Here is an 18,170-nt window from a genome sequence, read left to right as displayed (position 1 = left end):
CCTTCTCGCCGCCATGCAGGTGATCGGCGCCGGTGACGTCGATCACCACCCCGTCGGGCGGATCGACCGCCACGATGGGCGCGATGCGCTGCAGGAGCCACAGACCAAACCGTTCCAGCGCCTCCAGATCGGCGCGGGGATCGGCCGGCTCGATGCGCAGGTCCGGGACCAGCGCCTGCGCTTGGCTCACCGGCATGCCGATCCGCAGGCCGAGGCCCATGGCCGCCGCGCAGGCCGCGGTCACCACCCGGCGGTTGCCCACCCGGCCCACCAGGATCAGCGGGGCCTCAGCCGAGGGCGTGCTGTCTGCCTGCCGCTGCCGCCGATCGATCGGCCACATCGGCAGGGAGACCGAGATGACCCGTGCCATCACAACCCTCCAGCTCGAGATCGAAGGACTCGCCTGCCCGTGCCCGGATCAGCTCGATCAGCCAGCGCGGCCGGCCGACGCCCGGGACGGGCAGGGGGGCCGAGGGCAGCACCGAGACCCGCCAGCGGGTCATCGCCGCCGTGGGCTGCCCGAAATCGCTGGCATCCGCCTGCCGCCGCCAGCGCCGGAGCGCGATGCCGGTGGTGCCCGAGGCCTTCGCCGCCAGATGCAGGCGCCGTGAGGCGGTCATCGACAGCCGCGCCACATCGGCGACCACGGCGCCCAGGCCGCCATGGCGCAAGCCTTCCTCCATGCAGGCCAGCACGGCGGTGTCGTCACCGGCCTCGACATAGATCACCCGGTCCGGTGACAGGCCCGCCTGCTCCAGCCCCGGGGCGAAGAGATCGGCCTGCGTCACGCACCACAGCACCGGCCCCGGCAGCCGGGCGGCGATGCCGGCGGCGAAGCAGGCCGCCGCGGCGCCATCCACCGCCCCGCCGCCACCGCCCGCGACCTCGTGCAGGCAGCCCCTCGCCAGCCCGCCCTGCGGCATCCGGCGGTCCAGCATGTCCACGCCGAAGGGCAGCACCGCGCGGGCATGCATCTCCGCACCCTCGAGATGGGCGATGCGGGCGCGCAGTGCGGCGACGGTGGGGCGGGGAACGGCATCGGGCATGGTGGGGCAGGGGGCCTTTCATCTCAAAGTTGCGGAATCATAGTTCCTGTTTTGTTCTTATTGCGGCAATGTGTCAACCGCCCGGAAGCGCATCGTGATCCGGGGGAGTGCAGGCACAGCGAGTTCGGCTATGCTGGGCTGACGGAAAGAGGAGGTGAGATCCTGTGCAATCTTTATAGCGCCACCATGCCCCAGGAGGCCATGCGCCGCCTGTTCAAGGGCCTGACGGACGATGCAGGCAATGTTGAGCCAGGCCGGGTCTATCCTGACCAGGGAGCGCCAATCATCCGCAATGGCGAGAGTGGCCCCGAACTGGTGAAAGCGCGATGGGGCATGCCATCGCCGCGAAGTGTCCTGAAGACCGAACGCGATCCGGGCGTCACCAATATCCGCAACCTGGCATCGCCGCATTGGCGCAGGTGGCTTGGCCGTGAGCATCGCTGCCTGGTGCCGCTGACCAGCTTTTCGGAGCCCAGGGGCAAGGGCAAAGGCTTCCAGTGGTTTGTGCCGATTGAGGACGGGCCGATCTTCTTTGCGGGGATCGAGACCCGCGGCTGGACGTCGGTGCGAAAAGTGAAGGACGGAGAGACCACGGACGATCTCTTCGCTTTCCTGACCAGTCCACCAAACGCGGAGGTGGGCGCCATCCATCCCAAAGCCATGCCGGTCATCCTGACAAAGCCGGAAGAATGGGACGCCTGGCTTGGTGGGATTTCCGCAGCTGAGCTGCAGCGTCCCCTCCCGGATGGTGCATTGAAGCTCATCGAGGATCCAATCTGAGCAACACCGACCTCCTTTCCAGGCGCCACTGCTGCCAGCGAATTGTCTATCTATTCAGCAGCCAACGCGTAGGGTGCCAGATCCGTCAGTCTTGACGGTGATCGAGGACCCACATCATGGCCAAGAATGTGAACAAGGGGAAACCCGACGGGAGGATCGCTCCACTGGCGAGCCGTGACCGGCAGACGTCAGAAAGCATGACGGATGACGTCCGCCGGAAGTCCATTGTTCAAGCCTGCCTCGACGTCGGGATGAGTCCTGAGGGGGCGTGGAGCTTCTCAAATCGGGCTGTGGCCAACAAACGTGTCTCGCAGAACAGCGCCGCAGGCATCAAGACTGAACCTCCTGTCTAGCACTTTGCCATCGGCACCTCGTTCATCTAACCGACGGTGCACCATCATGTTGCCGCGTCTTCAAATACAGACCCTGACCGGGGCAGGGTGATAAAGGAAAGCACCAGCGCCAGGGCAACTGATGCGCCCCTGTAGGTACGCCCCCGGCCCTTCGTCACACGAGCCATCGACATCATCCGAACTTGTGGGAAGGCTTGCGCGAATTCAGGAAAGAGCGATCAATGTGTCGCCACCCGGGCGTCCTGAAAAGGTGTCCTGGCCCGTTCGAAGCACGCCTCCATGGCACAATTAGCCGCCAGGCATCCCTCTCAGCATTTCACCCAGCAAGAGGCGCCATGGCGGAGAGGTAAACGGGGCCAGGAGGAACAAGCAAAAATCCTGGCCCCTGCGCCGGGCCGCAAAAGCATAATGCCGGTGCAGGAGGTTACTGCGGGACGTCTTGGCGGATGTCCAGATGCGGATGCGGATGCGCGGCCGAGGGCCGCTAAATCACTTTACGACCTTACAGTTTGACACACGGCCCCGACGTCATGCGGGGCTTTCCAGTCTTCAAAGATAAGGGGATAGCGATACGTTGGGATCTGTTCAGTTTCTGGTGGCCCCCGGAGGGAACGTCGAGGGCCACCAGAGGCTCGATCCGCGGGAGGGGGAGTCACGCGGTGTTCAAGGCAAATGCCCGAAACGTCGAAACCTAGCCTGTCATCACTGCTCGCCTCGCTTCGTCAGCTTCCCAAGTTTTACACTCGATTACCGCAAAGTCTTTCTGGCTTATAATTCAACCTAGGGTTTACAAAGCCACTCGTCTAGCATCTTTTGCATGAAATTGTATTTTTCTCCAGACCTGCACGACGACGAGCGTTGAGACCATCATGAGAGAACAGGCGTTGCCAGGTAAGCCTTGGCGCACGAGTGTGGGGCTGAACCGCCTGCTGTGTGGATCGGCCCACACTCCGCTATGCGCTCGCATTCACGCAGGCCGCCCGTCGCGGTTGAGGTCTGTGGCAATGTTCCTGCTCGATATAGCTTTCGCCGAATACAGACACACCGCGCGAGTTCATCGTCGCTGGCTCGATCTCTCAAAAGGCGATGGCAACCGAGGGCGGAACTCGTGAAACAATCTCTTTGCCTGCGGCTGCAAGTTTTTCTACCAGAAGCTGACGCGAGGGGCGGCTTGTTCTTTTGGCTACGCCGCCGCGCAGGCCACGAAAGTTTAAAACTCGAACATGAACGGCAGAACATGCAAGTGATCCAGGCGTCTCGTTGGTCGGGCATGGTTAACCGCTGCTGTGTGCCGGCCGTTGCAAAACCCACCTCATTTTGCAACATGGTGCATATGTCGGCTCTGCCACGGTTTGCGCAACACGTTTGGCGATGTTGCGCCAACGACCGTTTGTAAACGTATGCAATCGAGCTGGCATAGTTCTTGTGCTGTCCTTCACTCGCCGAATGAGGGCCGCTTGCGGAGTATCTGGTGCGCTCGTAGCCAATCGGGAAGATCCTACGCCAGGCCTTTTTGAAAGCACGTCAGTATTCTTTATAAAAGCGTTAATATGACGATAAAGGTTACATTTATTTGTATTTACAGTAAAATCATCATTCATTTATCGATCAGATGCCGCTTAAACCGTAAGTGGGGCAGATTCCCGGGCAGCAGGTCTACAGACGAACGGCTGGTTGTAGCCCCTGCTATCTGAAACGGCTGCCAAGCAATGTGTCTGAGCCACACCGCCCGGGAATCTGCCCCAGTTACCTTAAACCGATCACGGGCCTTGGTTTGTCGAGCAGGCGGCTCAGGCCCCCGCACTGGAACATGGGGCCCACGAACTTGGCTGGCTGGAGGCCATGTTGATGGCGTTGCCCGCAGCGGAGGCCTCAGGGGTTTGAGAACGCCTGATCCATATCAAGGCTGACGCGATGCTGCGGATGCAGGGACTGATGTTGAGTCCGAACGAGATCGGCCGCGAGTTGACGGAGGCCCGTGCGAGATCCGACCCAAAGGCGTTACGCCTGGCGCGATGGGCTGTCTGCCGGCGGGAAGGGCAGGGGGCTTTGATAGACCTGCTGGCCTTTCTGGGTCTGCACCGCCGGGCCGCATTCGATAATGCCTTGGCATCAACATAGACCTAAATCTAGAGGGCGGGGAGTGCGATGAGACCACCGCCGCGTTCCTAACTGCCATTGATATTTTCGCAGCCTTACATCCGCCTGCGCGCGGCCCTGCGGTTCTGGCGCTGTCGCGCATAGTAGAACTGTAGCCGCCGGGGCAGGTGATGCAGGCTGCCATCTGGTCGACTCGCCACCTAGCGGCACGGGCAGAGCGGTTGCGCTTCGACCCTTTTGGCCAGACATAGGCGGTGGGTCTGGATCAGCTATTTTCCACCCGCAGATCGATTGGTCATGCATCCCACCGCGCTGCGCGCTGGTGCGCAGGAGACACAAACCCGGATCCTGCCGATCGCAGGGCCTGCACGGATCAGGCCCCGGTATCCTTGGACAAAGCAGAACGACGACGGCAGCATTTGATAACCGTCCGCTCGCCTGGTTCACCGTACGCCAGCCTCACGCTTACCGTTCCACCCGACAAGCCTGTGGTGATTAAATTTTCACTCAAGCCCCGGTCATTTCAGACACAGGCGGCAAGATCGCGCATTTACAATTGACAGAAGTGCAATCGATCACCGAAGGTCAGCGATATTGAAACGTTTCAATCGGGAAGGTGGAACTGTTGCCTCAAAATCTAAAGCTGTCAGTTCAGGGCGTCGTAAAGCGGTTCGGCGGGGTTACAGCCTTGGATGCTGTCGACTTCGAATTGCGTCCGGGTGAAGTGATGGCGCTGGTGGGAGACAATGGCGCAGGCAAGTCAACTCTGATCAAGACGCTGGCAGGTGCACACTTGCCGGATGAAGGTGTGATTTTGCTCGACGGACAACCGGTACGTTTTTCGTCACCCAAGGACGCTTGGATGCGCGGAGTAGCAACAATTTTTCAGGAGCTCGCCCTCGCGGGCAAGATGACGATTTCCGATAATATCTTCCTTGGCCGAGAATTGACCCGCACGATCGCAGGCATACAATTTCTTGATCGGCGCGCGATGCGGCAGCGTAGCCGGGAGCTGCTGGAGGAACTGGACGTGTCGGTCCCAGATATTCATACTTGGGTCGAACATTTGTCGGGGGGGCAGCGTCAGGGCGTGGCCATCGCGCGCGCGCTAAACATCGATGCCGATGTCATCATTATGGACGAACCGACAGCGGCACTCGCCGTAGCCGAGGTGCGCAAAGTCTTGGCCTTTATCAAAGCCCTGCGTCGCCAAGGAAAATCAGTCATTCTGATCAGTCACAACGTGCAGGACGTCTTCGAAGTGTCGGACCGCATTACGGTGCTGCGGCGTGGTCGGCGCATCGCAATGCTTGAGACCAATCAGACAACGCCTGAAGAAGTTGTCGGATACATCACGGGGGCCGCAGAAGTTACACGCAGCCGCGTGGCAAGCGACTAAAATGCCAACAAAAAACCAACAGGAAAAATCGAGATGTCGATAAAAAACACACTTCTTTGCGGCGCGGCCCTTGTCGTTTGTGCCGCATTTCCCGCATTAGCGCAGGACACATTGCGCATTGCATTCATTCCTCAAATTGAGGGGATCCCATATTACGTCGCCATGCGCGAGGGCGCAGAACTTGCCGCGGAAGAACTGGGCGCCACCTATGTCCAGGAGGGGCCGACGTCGACCAATGCGGCGGACCAACTGCGGATCTTTGACAGCTTCGTCAATCAAGGTTTTGACGTCATCGCAATTTCTCCGCTGGACGAGGAGACCTTAAAACCCGCGATCACGCGGGCCATTGACCAAGGGATTGTGGTGCTGACCTCTGATGCGGATGCCCCGGGCAGCGACCGCCAGTTCTTTGTGGCACAGGCGTTGGATGCTGATTTGGGCTACACTCTCCTAGACGAAACTGTCGCGCGTATCGGCGAAAACGGGAAGATCGCCATCGTGTCCGATTCCCCAACAATCCAGTCCATGCAGAACTGGATTGCCGCTGTGCAGGAACGCGCCGAGACGACCTACCCCGGGATCGAGATCGTTTCGGTCGACCACACGGACGGCACGGCACAGCGGGCTTATCAATTTGCTACCGATGCCATGACGCGCAACCCCGACCTCAACGCAATCCTTGGAATGGCCTCGACGACATGCCCCGGGATTGCTCAGGCTGTGGAGGCGGCCGGTGCGATTGGGGATGTCATGACGGCCGGCTTTTGTTCGCCCAACACGGCGCGCGATTATATCAAGTCGGGTGCAATGCCCTTTTCAGTGCTGTGGAACCCTGCTGATCTTGGCTACCTGACGGTCTGGGTAGGACACCATCTGGCAAACGACGGCCAAATCAGCGGCGATTTCGAGGTCGAAGGACTTAATAGGACAATTCAGTATCTGCCCGAAACCGAGGTGATCGTGCTAGGCGCACCTGCCGTCTTTACCGAGGAGAATGTCGACGATTTTGACTTCTAAAATGAACATGTCCCTGACATCATCCGGGTCCTCGCGGCGGCTTCATATCAGCCGCGAGACGTTGCTGGCTATGGCCTTGATCGTACTGACTATCATCTTCGCCAGCCGGTCGGAATTCTTCCTGTCCGAGCGGAACATGACGACGATCCTGCGCAACTCCGTTGACCTGTCGGTGATCTGCGCAGGCATGACAATCGTAATTATTCTAGGCGGCATTGATGTAAGTGTCGGCGGCATCCTCGCCGTCGTGGCGGTGTTGATTGGGCGTGCCTACCAGATGGAAGCGCCCGATTGGTTGGTCATCATTGTTGGATTATCTGCCGGGGCTGCTTTAGGCGCGATCAATGGGACTATCATCACAAAAACACGGGTCCCGCCAATCGTGGCGACCCTAGGAACGATGTATATTTTCATGGCGATCTTGTTTCTCGTCATCGGCGGCGTTTGGATCAGCGGGCTACCCAATACCTTATCCTTTCTGGTGATCGGCTCCTTTCTGGGTTTGCCCGTTGGCCTCTACGTCATTGGGGTTATCTATCTTGTATCATGGCTGCTGCTACGGCTTACTCCATGGGGACAGCGTGTCGTGGCTATCGGGTGCGACGAGGGCTCCGCACGACTGGTTGGGATCCCCGTCGACCGGACCAAGATCCAAGCCTATGCTCTGTTGGGCATTTTCGCTGGCATAGCGGCGGTGCTTTACGTCGCAAGAATGCGCAATGTCGAGGTCAATATCGGCACGAACATCGCCATGGAGGCAATTGCCGCCACTATTCTCGGCGGCGCCAATATTCGCGGTGGGAAAGGGAGCCTTATTGGGGCGCTTATGGGCGTTTTGTTCATCAAAATGACTCAAAACGGACTGGTCCTGATCGGTGTATCATCCTTGTGGGAAACCGTGGTGATAGGCGGGCTGCTGGTCATTGTGCTGATCCTAGACGCATTCGAGACCCGGAGAACCGCATGAAAGATCCGCTGACGCAGCGCCTCTATTTTCTGTTTGGACTGTTGGTGGCTGCCTGCATTCTCGGCTCACTGCTTTCGCCCTACTTCCTACAGGTATCAACCCTGGGCTACCTTTTGCAGTATGTGCCGATTTTGGGGCTTTTAGGGTTGGCACAAATGTTGGTCATGCTTTCTGGGGGGCCAGGCATTGATCTTTCAATCGGTGCGATCATGTCGTTGGTTGCTTTGGCAGTTGCCGGGCTGTTCGGCATAGGGACTCCGCTGCTTCTAGCGTGCCTGATTGGCGTTGGGCTAGGCGGCCTGTTGGGCGCGGTAAATGCGATGTTGGTTTGTGTGCTGAAGATCCCCTCGCTAATGGCGACGCTGGCAACTTTCTTTGCCTATTCAGGGCTGGCGCTGGCCTTGACGGGCGGATCGCCCATCGGCGGCATTCCGAACTGGTTTGGTCAGCTTGCCCAAGGGCGCTTTCTGGGGGTTCCGCTGCACATGTGGACGGTGTTCGTGCCAATTGCAGTGCTGTTGCATGTCATGCTGTCACAGACCAGAACGGGAACGCATATCTACGCCGCAGGAAACGATGAGCGGGCGGCGTTTTTGTCGGGGGTCAGGGTCTGGCGGCTGCGCTTCGCGCTCTATTGCTTCGGCGGTGCTCTTGCGGGCGTCGCGGCCATTCTAACAGTGTCGTGGTTTCAAGCAGCGCGTCCGGATGCCGGCAAGGGAATGGAGCTGTTGTCGGTGACTGTCGCCGTCCTTGGCGGGACGCATATCTTCGGGGGTATTGGGCGGGTCATGGGAACGGTTTTAGCCGTGCTGATCGTGACGACTCTGCAAGTTGCGCTGCAGCTGGCCAACATCGCGCAGGCATGGCAACTGGCCGCGATCGGGATGCTGCTGATCGGCAGCGTAGTGGCTGACAATGCCGTCAACGCGCGGCTGCGCGCGATGGCCAGGCGTGTGCCTGCCTAACCCAGAGGCTTGACTGGTGAAGCAGATCAGGGGGATTGCCAACTAAACCAATCCCGCTGCACCTTAGCAGCTGGTGATCCCTGCCCAGGATCCGTCACGTCGAGGCTGCGCGCCTCGGCCAATGCAAGACACAAGCATTGAACATCCAATGCGGCCCGCATGGCGTTATGCAGACCGTCCTGATCCAAAGCTGCCGCTCCAAAGGTGCCTGCCATGCTGACCGTCGCGCCCATTTCCGCCAAGCCTTCCTGCATGGAGAAGGTCCTTGGATCAGACCGCCCACCCGAGGCACATAGGACGACATGATCGCCGGCGCGCAGCATGTACTGGGCACCATGAGCAAAATTCTCGGCCTCGAAGGCAAAGGCCGTCAGCCCGCCCGCCTCATGCAACTTGGCCGCACCGTAGCCCGCAGTTCCCAGTGCCGCGCCCCCTCCTAGAAACACAAATCGCGCTCCGGCGGGCACTTGGGCGATTACCGCACGGGCGTCCTGCAGGGCTTGCGGCCAAGTCTCGCGTAGCATCTCTGCAATAGCGTCTTTATCAACGGGACCAGCTAACAGCCCGAGCGCAAGTAGTGTAATCTGATAGTCAAGGCCATGAGGTATTGCCCGGCTAATCGGTTTATAGGGCAGGATCACGACCTCTGATGCGACACTTGCTAGCGGGCTTTGCGGCCCAAGTGTCACCGCAATGGTCCTCGCGCCATGGGCTGAAGCTGCGGACAGCGCCTCGACCGTGCGCCGGGTCGATCCAGAAATCGAAATGCCCACGACCGTATCCTCTGCGGTGATAGGTGCATCCCATAGCATTTCTGCTGCGCTGCAAGGCCGCATGCCCAAGCCTAGCTGTTGGAAATGTATGGCCAACGCTTGCGCCGCAAAGAGACTGTCCCCACAGCCTCCAATCCAGACCGGCCTTTTCCGGTCAAGCTGAGGAGGATTCATCTGCAGCGCTGCCGCTGAAATAACATCGGCCTGTTCTGAAAGTTCGCGCAGCAAAAGCGCATGGCTGTCGGCGGGTGTCATGTGGTTTCCTCGATGGCCAAGCACGTACCGCGTCTTGAGAGCGCTGCTTCCAGATTCTGCGGGGCGACGGGGCCCAGCTCGGTCAGGATAGCGGTCACCAGATGGGGTGGTACGATCTCAAGTTCTGGAGCATCTGTCGCGCAGCATTCTCCATCGCGTAGCAGGAAATCATAGTCCCGCAGCGGCTGATCCGGCACCTCGGATGCGTATTGCTCGCCCACTTTAAATAGGTCGGCTGCACCATAGACTGGCTTGCCATGCGCCTGAGCTGCACGCGCGGCTAGCGTCGAGCCTATGGTATTGCTGATCCCACCATCCCGCGTCAGGCTTTCGGCACCAAGCAAGACGGCATCAGATAAGGCGACTGCGTATTCCAGCGCCGCGTCCGGCAAGAACAAGATGGGCACATCAGTGTCGCGTAGGGCATCCATGTAGCGGCGGCCCCCGTCGATTGCTCGGCTTTCGGGAATTATCATCCGCTCAAGCCCGCCAGTCTGCGCCAGCTCTCGTACAAGATCCGCAACAGTGCTTGAGTAATCATAGATCAAGGGATTGCGGCAGCCAGTTAGAACTTTAAGCCCACCCGTGATAAGCGCGCGCCGTCGGCCGGTCGCAGCCGCGTCCCATTCCGCTGCGCGCGTCCGGAGGGTCGCTATGCCCTCAGCAAGGGGCAGATCCGCAATGCCCGATGTTTGCCAAGACAATGCATTGGCTACGATTGGAGCGCCCAGCCCCCGCGTGCCAGCGATGAAACTAGCCAGTGCTAGTGCTTCGTCCCGGGCCGACGGGCGGTCAGCTTCGGCCAGACGTGCAACCAACGGCAGCGCCAGTGCCACATGGTTTGAGGCTCCAAGAACTCCTTCATCGACGATATCATGCAGGCCCTGCATGGTGATCCCATCCGGCACAGGCAGGCCGCGATCAAGCATCGCCTGTGCAAAGTCGAACCGCTTTTCAGCCATGATGACCCCCGTTCTTTTCTGCGAGAAATTGCTCGACCTCGCTCTTCGTAGCCGATCCAGTCTGTGCGCCGTACGCTCGCGTCGATAGCGCGGCTGCTGCGTTGGCAAAGCGTAAGGCGTCGGCATCGTCCGCGCCCCCCAGGTGGGCATGAAGGAAGGCTGCCGCAAAGGCATCTCCTGCGCCGGAAGTATCGGTGACGCTGACAGCGTGTCCCGAAACCTCGTGTACGAAGGACCCGCGTTCGACACGCGCTCCCGCATCTCCGCGCGTTGTGACGATGATCTGGTCGGGCCGCGTGGTCAGGGGACCGATCCGCGCCTCGATCTCAGTGCGGCTGTGCTGACTGGTAAACAAAATATCGACCGCGTGAGCCAGCTGCTGCACAGCCCGACCATCGTCGGGTACGTCGGCGGCCTCTAGATCGAGGGATATCGACGCGCCCACGTCTCGCGCCATTCCAATTGCCTTTTGCGACAAGCCCGGTTCGGTAAAAGTTAGATGCGCGTGGCGGATGCCGCGGAATGCGGCGGGTGTCAGATCTGCAAGCTGCGGCAAGTAGGCCGGGCTAAGCGCCTTGACCAAAGCTTTTTCGCCTCCGGCATCCACCATGATGATGCAGAAAAACGTGGCCGTATCCTTACGGGTGGCGATATGGGCGAAGTCCACCCCTTCAAGTCTCAGGGCAGAAATTGCCTCATACCCCATCGCATCGTCACCCACAGCACCTAGAATTCGGGTTGCAGTGCCTAATCTACGGGCGGCAACGGCGACATTCGCGGCCATTCCGCCGGGTGTCTGTGCGATCCTGCTTCCGTCAACTTTCTGGTCTCGCCCCGGCGGACGCGGAACCTTGATGATCAGGTCCATATCAATATCACCGACGCAGAGAAGCAGGGGATGTGACGAATCAATCACGGGAAGCCGTCCCCGCCATGCCCCTTTCAAAGGGGGTCATTACATCGGCGGCGACCGCAAGCCGCCCTTGGGCACCCAAAGCCATCAAGGACAGGCTGGCACCCCGTACGGCATGACCAAGTGCTGCCTCGAGATCATCTTGGGCAAGCCAGCTGCCCAGAAAAAGACCGACAAAGGCGTCTCCGGCACCGGTGGCGTCGATGACTTTGGTCGCTTGTGCGTGTAAGATCAGTGGCGCATGGCCCGGGCGTAAGAGCATCGCCCCTTTTGCTCCGCGCGTTACAATCACTGCACGACATCGGGGCGAGCTGGCAGAATTAAAGATGTGCTCCGGCTGTTGCGACAATTCGGGTGATGTGGCGCAAATCTGCGAGAAGCACCTGCTGTCCAAGAAAACCAGATCAAAGGACTGAATTAATTCGGCGGCGCCTTCGATGCTTTGACTGCTTGCTGGCAGACCTGCGGCGTGGATCGACAACAAATATCCTTCTGCTTGCAGTGCATTCTTTACGCGAAACGCGACATCTTTATGAAACCCGTCGAAATGAACGCAAACCGGTGCAAGGCCGGTTACTCGCCCTTCGAGGTGGCGTGCCAGAAACTCCACGGGAACCGTTAAAGGTTCGTTAATGATCGTGCGCTGACCGTCGCCCTCGACCAACACAATGCAACGCGACAGTCGCTCATTAGGCTGCTGGCGAGCGCTGCTGGTGTCGATCTTCTGGCGCTCCAATTCCTCCAGAGCCCACAGACTGTCGGCATCACTTCCAAAATGGGTGACAATCTCGACATTTAGTTCGAAGGGCTTGCCCAGCCCTGCCGCGAATGCGGCGACATTTGCAGCCGGGCCACCCAACATTTTTTCGATCGATTTCGAAGTTACGCGGTCGCCAGATTGGGGAGCGTGATCAAGGTGCACCATGTAGTCGATTGAAAGATATCCCACGGTAACCAAACGAGGTCGTTCGGTCTGATCCTCGCGCTGAACCCTTGACCTCCTCGCAATCAACGAACGGGCCAAGCTATTTGGCTGATAGTTCAGCTTTTCAACGGCCTTTAAGACTGCTGCGCGCGAGGACTCTGAAACAGCCTTTGAACTAGTCAGTACATGCGACACTGTGCCTACAGAGACGCCCGCCAATTGCGCGACTTCTCGGATTGTCGCCCGTCGGCGATGTTTGCCTGTTCCCGCATTCACCATGATCCGGCTACAAGCCCCACTATACTCGAAATATCGAGATCACGCGAGATATGCGGATTTCGATTGAAACGTTTCACCAAAAATCGAGTGCTCTGTCAACGGGCGTGAAGCAGTCATGAAGCTTGAAATTTTCATCGTAGCTTGAGGGGGACCTAGGCTTCGACGGTTTCAAGCATCGCGGTGTGGCGTCGGCCCGCATCTCGCTGGAGGCGGCACTTAGAATCGCAGCCATGCACGTCGCGATCCTGTCCGACAGCATCGAGGGCGAGACTGCCGATTTGGGCCGCGTGATGGCGCGATCCTGCGCGAGGTCGCGCTGCGCGACCGCCCCTTCGCGCGCGCCATCCTGATCCTGTCGGGCGGAAAGGCGACCGTGACCCTGACGGGCAAGGGGGGGCGTGGCGGGCGCAACTGCGAGTTCCTTTTGTCGCTTGCGCTGGCGTCCGAGGGGATGCGGTTCGACGCGCTGGCCGCTGATACCGATGGCATTGACGGGACCGAGGCGAATGCCGGCGCCTTTGCTGACGGCACCACCTGCGCGCGGCTGCGGCAGGCCGGGCTAGACCCGCGCGCCATGCTGCGGGGCCATGACAGTTGGACGGGTTTCGACGCGCTTGGCGATCTGTTCAGCCCCGGTCCCACCGGCACCAACGTGAACGATTTCCGCGCGATCCTGCTACGCTAACCGTGGCCAAGGCGCGGCGGTCGGGGGCATTCACCGCGGCCCCCAACCGTTTGGCGTCAGATCATCCGGGCGGTGACGGTCATGCTGGTCAGATAAGCCTCGATCCCCTCGGACCCGCCCTCGGACCCGAAGCCTGAGTCGCGCACCCCGCCAAAGGGGGTTTCCGGCAGGGCCAGCGCGAAATGGTTGACGCCCAGCATGCCTGTCTGCACGCGGCTTTGCACCTGATGCAACGTTGCCAGCCGCCCCGTGAAGAGATAAGCGCCCAGACCCACCGGCAGTCGGTTCGCCTCGGCAATCGCGGCGTCCAGATCGGGCACCCGGATGACCAGCGCGAGCGGGCCGAAGGGTTCCTCGGTCATGGCCAGCATGGTGTCGGACATGCCCGACAGGATTGTGGGGGCATAGAAATTGCCCGTCTCGCCGATGCGATGGCCGCCGGTCTCGATCCGGGCGCCCTTGGCCACAGCATCCTCGACCATGTCCGACACGGTGCCCAATTGGCTGGCCGAGGTCAGCGGTCCCATCTGAACACCCTCGTCCACCCCCCGGCCCACCTTCAGAGCGGCGGCGGCCTCGGCAAAGCGGCGGACGAACTCGTCATGGATGCTGGCATCGACGATGAAGCGGGTGGGCGAGACGCAGACCTGACCGCAATTGCGGAATTTCCATTGCACGGCCAGCGGGATCAGCTGGTCCAAATCGGCATCCTCGGCCACGATCACCGGGCCGTGGCCGCCCAGCTCCATCGTCACCTTCTTCAGATGCGCGCCCGCGCTGGCGGCCACGATGCGCCCCACCCGTGCCGATCCGGTCAGCGAGACCTTGCGGATCTGCGGCGCCGCGATCAGCGCGTCCGACAGATCCGAGGTCGCCCCCCACAGGACCGAGATGGCGCGCGGGGGCAGCCCCGCCTGGAGCAGGCATTTGCCGATCAGCCATGCCGTGCCCGGCGTGTCGGATGCGGGCTTGACCACCACCGCGCAGCCCGCGCCAAGGGCGGGCGCCACCTTTTGCATTGTGTTCCATGCCGGGAAGTTCCACGGCGTGAAGGCCGCGACCGGGCCGATGGGATGACGCAGCACCTGTATCTGGATGTCGGGCGCGCGCGAGGGGACGACCCGGCCATAAACGCGGCGCCCTTCCTCGGCGAACCAGTCCAGCAGATCGGCAGACCCCATCCATTCGCCGCGCGCCTCGGTCAAGGGCTTGCCCTGTTCCTGCGACATGATCCGGGCGGCCTCATCAGCGCGCTCGCGCATGATATCGGCGGCACGGCGCATGATCTTGGCGCGCTCGAAGGCCGACAAGGCGGCCCATTCGGCGCTGCCTTCTTCGGCGGCGATCACGGCCTCTTCGGCCTCGGCCCGGCCGGCGCGCGGCGCGGTAGTCAACAACGATCCGTCCGAGGGATCGGTCAGGGTAAGGGTTCCAGCGGTGCCATCGCGGCGGTCTTGGCCGCCCACGATCAAGGTCAGGTCGGGATACATCGGAGTCTCCTGCAGGGATTGCATGTCAGCGGTCATTGTTCAGCATCATGTCGGCGCCCTTGGCGGCCAGCATCATCACGGCGGCCTGCGTGTTGCCCGACACCATCTCGGGCATGACCGAGGCGTCGATGACGAACAGCCCGTCCAGCCCGTGCACCTTCAGCGACGGGTCCACGACCGCCATCGGATCGGTGCCCATCCGGCAGGTGCCCGCCGCGTGATAGATCGTCTGGCCATTGGCCCGCGCAAAGGCCAGCCAGTCGGCATCGCTGGTGCAATCGGGGCCCGGGTTCAGTTCGGCCACACGAAAGGTATCCATAGGCGCCTGCCCGATGATGTCGCGAGCCAGCTTCATGCCGTCGACCATCGTCTGGCGGTCGATATCCTCGGCCAAAAAATTCGGCACGATGGCGGGCTGGTCGTTCAGATCAGGCGTCACTGCATGGATTGAGCCGCGCGATTGCGGGCGCAGCTGCGTCACCCCAAGCGTCATGCCGGGAAATGAATGCAGCTTGCGTTCGGCAGCATTGGCGTAACTCGCATGCATGAAGAAGAACTGCACATCGGGCCGGTCCAGATCGGCACGCGTGCGCAGGAACGCATGATTCAGGCCAGTGCCATAGGTCAGCACGCCCTTGCGCGTCAGAGCGTATTTCAGCACCTCGCCCAATAGGCGAGGGCCGCGCGTGAGCTCGTTCAGCGTGACCTTTTGCGAGACGCGCCAGTTCAGACGGGTGCAGAAATGGTCCAGATAATTCTCGCCCACGCCGGGCAGGTCATGCAGCGGCGCGATCCCGGCGGCAGCCAGCCGCGCCGGATCCCCGATGCCCGACAGTTCCAGCAGATGCGGCGTCTGCACCGCGCCTGCCGCCATGACAATGCGGTTTGCCAGAACGGTATGGGCGCGGCCCTTGCGCGTCAGGGTGATGCCAGTGGCGCGCTTGCCCTCCAGAAGGATGCGGGTCACGCGGGCATCGGTCAGCACGGTCAGGTTCGCCCGCCCCCGCGCCGGTTTTAGCCAAGCGCGGTCGGCGGAAAAGCGTTCGCCGCCCGACTGGTTGACCTGATACCAGCCGACGCCCTCTTGCGTGCGCCCGTTGTAATCGGGGTTAAAGCGCTGGCCCTGCGCCTTGGCCGCCTCGATGAAGGCGGCGCCGATGGGGCTCTTCTCGATCACCTCGGTGATGGGTAGGGGGCCGTCATGGCCGCGCATGTCGTCGGGATCGGGCAGATCCCACCGCTCGATCGCCTTGAACCAGGGCAGCACGCCTGCCCAGTCCCAGCCAGTCGCGCCGCGATCCTGCCACAGGTCGTAATCCTGCGGCTGGCCGCGCACATAGATCATGCCGTTGATCAGTGTCGATCCGCCCAGACCCTTGCCGCGCGGGATGGCGATGCGGCGGAAATTCGTGGCCTCTTCCTCGGCGCTCCAGAAGCTCCAGTTATAGCGTTTGTTCACCAGCAGCTTGTAGAACCCCGCCGGGATGCGCACCCAAGGGGATCGCGCCTCGCCGCCCGCCTCGCACAGCAGCACCCGCTGACGGCCCGAGCGGGTCAGCGCCTCGGCCAGAATGCAACCCGCCGTGCCGCCGCCAACGATCACCACGTCATATTGCGCGTGGTCGGGAATATTCTGTGCCATGATCAGGCGCTTTCATCAGAGGGGGGGAGGGCGCCCATATGCTGCGCCATCAGGCGGATCTGATGGCGAAGCATCGGGCGCCCGAAATGGATACGCGCACCCCGGTCGTAGGCCAGCGCTAGCAGGGGGGTCAGTTCCGGCTCCATGATCGCCTCTGCGACGATCTGGCCCGCGCGGAAGGCGTGGTCGTCCAGCGGCAGCGCATCATCCGCCCGCAGGCCAAGCGAGGTCGCATTGACGATCAGGTCGCGGCGCGGGGTATCGGGCAGGCCCGCATCCACGCGGGTCGCGGGATAGGTGTCCTTGACGCGGCGGGCCAGATCGCGGGCCTTGTCGATGGAACGGTTCACGATGGTCAGCCGCGCCACTCCCGCCTCGGCCAGTGCGAAGGCGATGGCGGCGCCCGCCCCACCCGCGCCCAGCAGGCAGGCATCCATGTCGGTCAAGCTCACGCCCTCGGCCTGCAAGCCGCTGACAAAACCACGTCCGTCAAGCATGGCGCCGATCAGGCGACCATCGGGATCGCGGCGCACGGCATTGACGGCGCCGATGCGGGCGGCGTCACCCACGACCTCATCGCAAATCGCCAGCATTGCTGTCTTGTGCGGCACGGTTGCGATCAGCCCAGCAAAGTTCTGCATCCCACGCAGTGAGTCCATGAAGCCTGCCAGTTCGGGCGGGCGGACGTGAAAGGGGACCAGCACGCCGTCATGGCCCATGGCCGCAAAATGGACATTCATCTCCTCGGGGGTTTTGACGTGATGGATGGGGTCGGCGACGATGCCGTAGATGCGGGTATGGCCGGTGATCATCTGAGCCTCAGGTCATGTACAAGCCGCCAGCCACGTCGATGGTCTGGCCGGTGACGAAACTGGATTCGGTCGAGGTCAGCCACAGTGCCACATCCGCGACCTCGGCTGATGCGCCCAAACGGCCCATGGGGGTCAGGCGGACCTGTTCGGCATTCACTTCAGGTGCGACGCCCGCGACCATAGGTGTCTCGATCCTGCCCGGTGCCATGGCATTCACACGGATAGAATAGGGGCCCAGTTCGGCGGCTAGATGCTTGGTGAACCCGATGATCGCCGATTTGGTCGCGGCATAATGACAGGCCACAACCGGTGAATAGGTCTTGCCTGCCACCGAAGAGGTGTTCACGATCCAGCCTTTCTGCGCCTGTACCATGGCAGGCGACAGCGCTCGGATGGTGTTAAAGCTGCCGGTCAGGTTCACATCCACAACACGGCGCCATTCATCTGGCGGCATCTGCCAGACCTTCAGCGCGACCCCGTCGGTCTTGGGCGAGATGCCCGCATTATTCACGATGGTATCAAAGTCTAGACCCGAGGCGCGCAGCGCTGCCTCCAGCCCGTCATAATCGCTGACATCGCAGGGCAAAGGCACGGCACGCCCCGGCCCATTGGCGTTCAGCTGCGTGCAGGTGTCAGTTACCGCCGCCGGGTCCAGATCGCAGATTGCAACGGTCGCGTGGCGTTCGACGAAGGCTCGGGCGATGGCCCGCCCAATGCCGCGCGCGGCCCCGGTGACCAGCACCGTGCGCCCCATATGAGAGGGGCGCAGGCGGATTGCATCGGGGGTAATTTCGGCCATCTTCATGG

General features: G+C 61.3%; 17 protein-coding genes. 7 read left to right on the top strand and 10 right to left on the bottom strand.

The window, feature by feature from the left end; all coding sequences use genetic code 11:
• Together FA743_RS16365 and FA743_RS16360 are read right to left on the bottom strand one after the other, a co-directional pair.
• On the bottom strand, positions 1–340 hold a 340-nt coding region (locus FA743_RS16365; RefSeq protein ID WP_484217437.1), incomplete at its 3' end, for a Y-family DNA polymerase.
• Positions 288–1,046 carry an ImuA family protein gene (locus FA743_RS16360; protein ID WP_136887172.1) on the bottom strand — a complete coding sequence of 253 codons (759 nt, stop codon included), beginning with the start codon at positions 1,044–1,046 and terminating at the stop codon, positions 288–290. The genes FA743_RS16365 and FA743_RS16360, both read right to left, overlap by 53 nt.
• A gap of 138 nt (positions 1,047–1,184) precedes the next feature.
• On the opposite strand from FA743_RS16360, the gene FA743_RS16355 reads away from it, so the two are divergent.
• The 6 genes from FA743_RS16355 to FA743_RS16330 all read left to right on the top strand — a co-directional run bounded on the left by FA743_RS16355 (position 1,185) and on the right by FA743_RS16330 (position 8,627).
• Positions 1,185–1,826 (top strand): SOS response-associated peptidase, encoded by a 642-nt coding sequence (locus FA743_RS16355; protein ID WP_342774411.1) that lies wholly within the window; start codon positions 1,185–1,187, stop codon positions 1,824–1,826.
• A 116-nt stretch (positions 1,827–1,942) separates the two neighbouring features.
• Entirely contained in the window at positions 1,943–2,179 is a 237-nt protein-coding gene (locus FA743_RS16350) for a hypothetical protein (protein WP_136887170.1), read from the top strand.
• Between the two features lie 2,788 nt (positions 2,180–4,967).
• Positions 4,968–5,678, top strand: coding sequence for an ATP-binding cassette domain-containing protein (locus FA743_RS16345; RefSeq protein WP_246055005.1), 711 nt, complete (start codon positions 4,968–4,970; stop codon positions 5,676–5,678).
• 33 nt (positions 5,679–5,711) lie between these two features.
• Positions 5,712–6,695 carry an autoinducer 2 ABC transporter substrate-binding protein gene (locus FA743_RS16340; protein WP_136887169.1) on the top strand — a complete coding sequence of 328 codons (984 nt, stop codon included), beginning with the start codon at positions 5,712–5,714 and terminating at the stop codon, positions 6,693–6,695.
• On the top strand, positions 6,673–7,662 hold the full coding sequence (locus FA743_RS16335; protein ID WP_136887168.1) for an ABC transporter permease: 990 nt from the start codon (positions 6,673–6,675) through the stop codon (positions 7,660–7,662). Before FA743_RS16340 ends, FA743_RS16335 begins: the two co-directional genes overlap by 23 nt.
• The gene (locus tag FA743_RS16330; RefSeq protein WP_136887167.1) at positions 7,659–8,627 is read left to right on the top strand and encodes an ABC transporter permease; all 969 of its coding nucleotides are present in this window, start codon (positions 7,659–7,661) and stop codon (positions 8,625–8,627) included. The genes FA743_RS16335 and FA743_RS16330 overlap by 4 nt, the downstream gene beginning before the upstream one ends.
• 26 nt (positions 8,628–8,653) lie before the next feature.
• Here the strand turns inward: FA743_RS16330 and FA743_RS16325 are convergent, their stop codons facing one another.
• From FA743_RS16325 to FA743_RS16310, 4 genes are read right to left on the bottom strand one after another with little or no spacing between them, the layout of a single operon-like run.
• Positions 8,654–9,655 carry an SIS domain-containing protein gene (locus FA743_RS16325; RefSeq protein WP_136887166.1) on the bottom strand — a complete coding sequence of 334 codons (1,002 nt, stop codon included), beginning with the start codon at positions 9,653–9,655 and terminating at the stop codon, positions 8,654–8,656.
• Positions 9,652–10,617 (bottom strand): eIF2B alpha/beta/delta subunit family protein, encoded by a 966-nt coding sequence (locus FA743_RS16320; RefSeq protein ID WP_169308922.1) that lies wholly within the window; start codon positions 10,615–10,617, stop codon positions 9,652–9,654. Before FA743_RS16320 ends, FA743_RS16325 begins: the two co-directional genes overlap by 4 nt.
• Positions 10,610–11,533, bottom strand: a complete 924-nt coding sequence (locus FA743_RS16315; protein ID WP_136887164.1) for a carbohydrate kinase family protein — start codon at positions 11,531–11,533, stop codon at positions 10,610–10,612. The genes FA743_RS16320 and FA743_RS16315 overlap by 8 nt, the downstream gene beginning before the upstream one ends.
• Positions 11,526–12,734 carry a carbohydrate kinase family protein gene (locus tag FA743_RS16310; protein ID WP_136887163.1) on the bottom strand — a complete coding sequence of 403 codons (1,209 nt, stop codon included), beginning with the start codon at positions 12,732–12,734 and terminating at the stop codon, positions 11,526–11,528. The genes FA743_RS16315 and FA743_RS16310 overlap by 8 nt, the downstream gene beginning before the upstream one ends.
• A 373-nt stretch (positions 12,735–13,107) precedes the next feature.
• On the opposite strand from FA743_RS16310, the gene FA743_RS20860 reads away from it, so the two are divergent.
• Positions 13,108–13,419: an MOFRL family protein gene (locus FA743_RS20860; RefSeq protein ID WP_342774410.1), complete on the top strand. Its 312-nt coding sequence runs from the start codon at positions 13,108–13,110 to the stop codon at positions 13,417–13,419.
• A 56-nt stretch (positions 13,420–13,475) separates the two neighbouring features.
• Here the strand turns inward: FA743_RS20860 and FA743_RS16300 are convergent, their stop codons facing one another.
• From FA743_RS16300 to fabG, 4 genes are read right to left on the bottom strand one after another with little or no spacing between them, the layout of a single operon-like run.
• The gene (locus FA743_RS16300) at positions 13,476–14,945 is read right to left on the bottom strand and encodes an NAD-dependent succinate-semialdehyde dehydrogenase (protein WP_246055004.1); all 1,470 of its coding nucleotides are present in this window, start codon (positions 14,943–14,945) and stop codon (positions 13,476–13,478) included.
• Positions 14,935–16,551 carry a GMC family oxidoreductase gene (locus tag FA743_RS16295; RefSeq protein ID WP_136887162.1) on the bottom strand — a complete coding sequence of 539 codons (1,617 nt, stop codon included), beginning with the start codon at positions 16,549–16,551 and terminating at the stop codon, positions 14,935–14,937. Before FA743_RS16295 ends, FA743_RS16300 begins: the two co-directional genes overlap by 11 nt.
• Before the next feature lie 2 nt (positions 16,552–16,553).
• Positions 16,554–17,363, bottom strand: coding sequence for a shikimate dehydrogenase family protein (locus tag FA743_RS16290; RefSeq protein ID WP_136887161.1), 810 nt, complete (start codon positions 17,361–17,363; stop codon positions 16,554–16,556).
• Positions 17,364–17,370: 7 nt separating this feature from the next.
• Entirely contained in the window at positions 17,371–18,168 is a 798-nt protein-coding gene (gene fabG / locus FA743_RS16285; protein ID WP_136887160.1) for a 3-oxoacyl-ACP reductase FabG, read from the bottom strand.
• Positions 18,169–18,170 lie beyond the last annotated feature (2 nt).

Source organism: Paracoccus gahaiensis (genome assembly GCF_005048225.1).
GTDB lineage: Bacteria > Pseudomonadota > Alphaproteobacteria > Rhodobacterales > Rhodobacteraceae > Paracoccus > Paracoccus gahaiensis.
Note: the sequence above shows the minus strand (reverse complement) of the source record. Positions and strands in the feature narration are given on the sequence as shown.